At 44.0% G+C, this 4,330-nt stretch carries 3 protein-coding genes; 1 reads left to right on the top strand and 2 read right to left on the bottom strand.

The window, feature by feature from the left end; translation table 11 throughout:
• On the top strand, positions 1 to 133 hold a 133-nt coding region (locus tag AC13FX_RS00015), incomplete at its 5' end, for an integrase core domain-containing protein (protein ID WP_482878363.1).
• Between the two features lie 236 nt (positions 134 to 369).
• On the opposite strand, the gene AC13FX_RS00010 is transcribed toward AC13FX_RS00015, so the two are convergent.
• Positions 370 to 3,255 carry a hypothetical protein gene (locus AC13FX_RS00010; protein WP_482878362.1) on the bottom strand — a complete coding sequence of 962 codons (2,886 nt, stop codon included), beginning with the start codon at positions 3,253 to 3,255 and terminating at the stop codon, positions 370 to 372.
• Positions 3,256 to 3,486: 231 nt separating this feature from the next.
• On the bottom strand, positions 3,487 to 3,924 hold the full coding sequence (locus AC13FX_RS00005; RefSeq protein WP_482878361.1) for a hypothetical protein: 438 nt from the start codon (positions 3,922 to 3,924) through the stop codon (positions 3,487 to 3,489).
• Positions 3,925 to 4,330: the final 406 nt, after the last annotated feature.

Below are 4,330 nucleotides of genomic sequence, written 5' to 3'. Positions count from 1 at the left end.
TTATGATAGTTTTGAGCACCTACAAACGGAATTAACAGAGTATCTATATTACTACAATCACCATCGTCCCCATCAAGGTATTGGTGGACAAACCCCAGCCCAGTTTAATGAAAACTGTCAACGAATTACCTGACATCTACAATCCTGAGCGAAGTGAGGTTCGATGCAGAGTTGGGAGGTTTGCCGCGAAGGATATCAAATTATGATCTGGCAGGTAGTGCTCACTTTGAGATCCCTCGTGTTCAACAGCTTAAACCATTGCAGCCCAGTACGCACTCGGGATGACAACTCTATTTTATACCTTTCGTCTCTCTTCATTGTCATCCCTGCCTCGCCGGCCGGCAGGCAGGCTTCGGATCATTCCCGGATTTATTGTGGGTTACGTCCAGTTCGCGCGCTTCTCTTACTGATGCTGAACGAACTGTTTTGAAGAAGTTCTGGTAATGCGTCATCGTCATCATCCAGATCGACCGGATCGACCTGCAAATCAAAATGCCAGGATCCATCGGAGAACACTACGTTTAGAGTACCATTTCCGGGTAGGTCTTCCCCTGCGGATAATGCATTAAGCTTATAGGTCCACTTATATACATTATTTGGTGAAGTCATTTCCTGCTGAGGAGAATCCTGATTGCTACGACCTGTTCGCGCACTTCGCTTACTGATACTATACGAAGCTGATTCTATTACATCGCCCAGACCGTCACCATCATCATCCGGATCGATCTCAAGATCAAATTGCAATCCGTCCACTTTGCCAAATCCATCTTCATCCATATCTCCGTCATTGTTCATTGATTTTTTCAATGTAATGTCACCATATTTCGCCCTACCGGGTCGTTTTCTATGTTTTATACTGAAGGAAGCATTTTCCAGCATATCCGGAAACCCATCTCCATCCACATCACCAATATCGGCAATTGTGTTCGGTTTATTAGAACGACTGGAATTATAGTCCTGTGCCATTTCATTAGCATCATCGATGCCATCATCATCACTATCCGGATCTCCATCACCGATATCATCAGCTATTTCTGATCTCGGTTTATTGGAGCGACTGGCATTGTAGTCCTGTGCTGTTTCAATACCATCATCTATACCGTCAGCATCAGAATCAGCATCACCGTCACCGATATCATCAGCAATGGAGCCCGGCTTATTAGACCGAACGGAATTATAATCCTGAGTTTCTGTACTTTTACCTTGAAGAGCGTTCGATCCTATTTCCACACAATACGAACTTGGTTGCATATCATATCTTTGTGAGGGAAGTGGGTCTTCATTATCGTTATTATCGGAATCCCCATCATTGGCCTGACCTTCATACAAAGGGTTTTCCCCTTTAGTATTATTTCCTTTATATAAAGGATTTCCTTCCATTGCTACTGAACCGGCTGCAATAATAACATTCGGCGGATGGATCAGTCGTGCCATACTAATTGCTTTAGCTACACCATCATCATCACTATCCGGATCACCGTCTAAATCAGCACGGGAGGTTGGTTTATTGGAACGTGTCGCATTATAATCCTGAGCTGTTTCAACTGCATCATCTATGCCGTCACCATCACTATCCGGATCACCATCACCGATACCATCAGCTCGTGATGTCGGTTTATTCGATCGGGTTGCATTATAGTCCTGTGTAGGTGCTACCATTGCTATATCACTCAAACGGTTCATTTTCACCAATAACTGCTGCTCCATCGCCAGAACTTCCCGGCACACATCGGTCTCACATTTCCCAAGGGAGTCAACATCTTTCCTCACAATATTTCGGATCTCCTCAATTTCACTGTCGATCGTTGAGGGGTTCTCCAAAGCTCGCCTAACGCCTTCATGACGCTTATCAGCATGCAAACGCACCTGCCCACACACTTCTTCACCGCATCGATCCAACACCTCTTTGATGTTTTGAATATCGTTACCGGCAGAGGTCAACTCCAATTCCTTCGCTTTGTGTAACAATTCATCGGGGTGCGGGCATGAGCCATCATCATCACAATCATCCCAGATATCATCAGCTATTTCTGATCTCGGTTTATTGGAGCGACTGGCATTGTAGTCCTGTCCTGTTTCAATTGCATCATCTATGCCGTCACCATCACTATCCGCATCACCATCCCCCACACCATCAGATATTTCTGTGCTTAATCGGTCGCCTTTTTTTAGAGCTTTAGTGGATCTGTGATCTTTTGCTGTTTCGATTGCATCATCTATACCGTCAGCATCAGAATCAACATCATTTGAGGATCTTTCACCCGGCCTAATACACCTGTCGCTATCCGAATCATCGCAATCGCCCGCCCCAGAACCATCATTTACCATTTCCGTACCATCATCTAAGCCGTCAGCATCAGTATCCGCATCACTGTCACCCACACCATCAGCAATGGAGCCCGGCTTATTAGACCGTGTGGCGTTGTAGTCCTGCCCTAGCGCAGAGATCCTCTTAGAGTTACCAAACTTGATCTTGAGCCCCACCGTGGTAAAAAAATTGGTTTTTGGGGGTTGAGCCGTTTGCTGAATTTCGGGTGCCATCTCAAACTGCATGAACATCTCCTGAGAATTCGGTACTACGCGAACTTCCGAAAGGTCTCTTTGAGAATAGGTAAATTCATTTTGGGATAAGCGATGCTGAATGCCTGTAGCAACGGTTATGGCAAAACGGTCACTGCCACCGGGATTGAATTGCATCTGAAACTCCGGGCGAATAGCAGCTGACCATTTCCTGTAATCGTCACCGGCATCATACCCTGATAGCTGAAGTTGCAGGTCTCCGGCTGAACCATCCGGGTCATTGAAATCAACTGACATTGAGGGTGGTGAGTTATAAGTAAGTGACAGATCCAGACTACTGCGGAAGGTGACCGGCAGGCTACTGCCAAACTCAAAACGGGGACCCAGACTCATAAAAAAGGAGCTCCATTTCTCATTAGAACCGGATACGGAGGTGTACTCCTCAAAGCCGGCTGTATACTGTTGGGTATCAAATGCAGGATCATAAGACAGTAAACCGGCATTTAATCCTATTCCAAATTTACCGGGCATATAACTAAATCCCACTTCCGGCTGGAAGCTTGTATTAATATCCGGGTGACCGATCAACCCTCCCCCAAAACTAAGATCTAAACTGAAAGGATATGGGTTTTGCTGAGCCTGAAGCTGAGAAGCTGATAAAGTGAAAAGCATCAGAAATGTAAAACTAAGACATACTCGTAACACATGGTTAGACGATCGAACAGACTTCTTCATAGGTCTTTAGATTTGATTAGCAGGACCCCGCAGTCCTAACATGTATTTATAAACAACTCATTTATACCGGCACCAATTAAGCCTTTTAACATGTAAAATTCAATAAATCCTTTAAGCACTTGAGTTTAGGTAGTGGTTTTACTCAATAAAAACCACGGGACCCAACTCAACACTAAGCACTCATAACTAAAAACTGTCCCGTTTGTTCGGGACGAAAGATCTCCAAAACTATTACTCAAACACCCAGTGATCTTTTTCACCAAATAGAGTACTTACCTCATGTACAAAGGCTTTATAGTTTTCTGGAAAGGCATTAATGCCATGGCACTGTATCCGTTGATCACCCCATTCTAGATTTAGCTCCCAGCCTATTCCGTCATGCTGATCTTCATCGAAATATTCAGTTTCCCAATCCCAAACACCAAGCTTTTTAACCTGTTCTTGGAAATGAGCCCACGCTTTAGGATCTGGCTGAATAACGAGACGCACCCTACTTAAAGGAGTTCTTTTAGTGGGATCATCCCCAAATAATTGAGTATATCCACATTGCAGTTGCTTATTGTTATCATCCCAATGACTGATTGGAGTCGTTATTCCGGGAGTGTCAAATTCAATAAATTCAAAAACGGTAGGTGTATTCATAGCGGCAGGTTGATTAGTAACGTGCATAATGTAACTAATGAGAATAAACATCAAAATATTATTACAGAACTCCCCTTTCCATCATCCTCATCCCGAAGCGTTTGGACCCAACTAAACACTAAGCACTCATAACTAAATACTGCCCGCTGTCATCCTGAGCAAAGTGGAGTTTATACTAGGGTTGCCAAGCTTATCGCGAAGGATATCAAATTCTGATCTGGCTGGTAGGTCTGACTTTGAGATCCCTCGTGTTAGATTTAATATCCCTTTGCTACCCGGTACGCACTCGGGATTGTAGATGTTATGTAATTCGTTGACAAAATTTATCGAGTATATTTTGTTATGCGAAGAACAACCAACGACACCACCCTGACTCGTAACTACCTTCAGAAATATCAGTTTCTGATAGGGGAATATGAGCAAGTCAAAGCAA

It is taken from the genome of Gracilimonas sp. B-17 (assembly GCF_056857935.1).
The sequence above is the reverse complement of the archived record's forward strand: the minus strand, read 5'-3'. Positions and strand labels throughout refer to the sequence as shown.